Raw genomic sequence first — 477 nt, forward strand, 5'->3', positions numbered from 1 at the left:
GTATTTGTTTATCGGCGGCGCCGGTCCGAAGGATCAGCCGTTCGGCTTATACGGGCTGTGGGGCGGCGATTACCGGCTCGTCTGGTGCCATAACATGGCCAACGAGAACGTGCAGATGATGTATTGGCATGCTCACGTCGGCGGCTTGGGCGGGCTTACGGTATCGTTGTACCGGTATTACATGAATTTATTGGACGACTTCCGCGCGAACGCCCGCAAGTTGTTCGGCTGCGGCGGTATCTACATCCCGGCAGGGTCCACGCCGGGCATCGGAGTGCCGAACCAGATCGTTCCCGTCATTCTGAACTGGACGGGGGCGGCCGCTTGGCTTTCCAGCCATTTCTACATGCATTACACCTTTACCGGAGACGAACGGTTCTTAAGAGATACGGCATGGCCGTTCATGAAGGAGGCCGCAACGTTCTACGAGGATTTCCTCGTCGAAGGGGAGGACGGCTACTACAAGATGTACCCGTC

The 477-nt window shown here is 57.4% G+C and carries 1 protein-coding gene; it reads left to right on the forward strand.

The features are described 5' to 3' along the window. The coding region (locus tag AC2JF9_RS08745; protein WP_500726985.1) for a glycosyl hydrolase family 95 catalytic domain-containing protein at positions 1-477 on the forward strand (477 nt) is incomplete at both ends.

The organism is Lactobacillus sp. C449L, assembly GCF_059900815.1.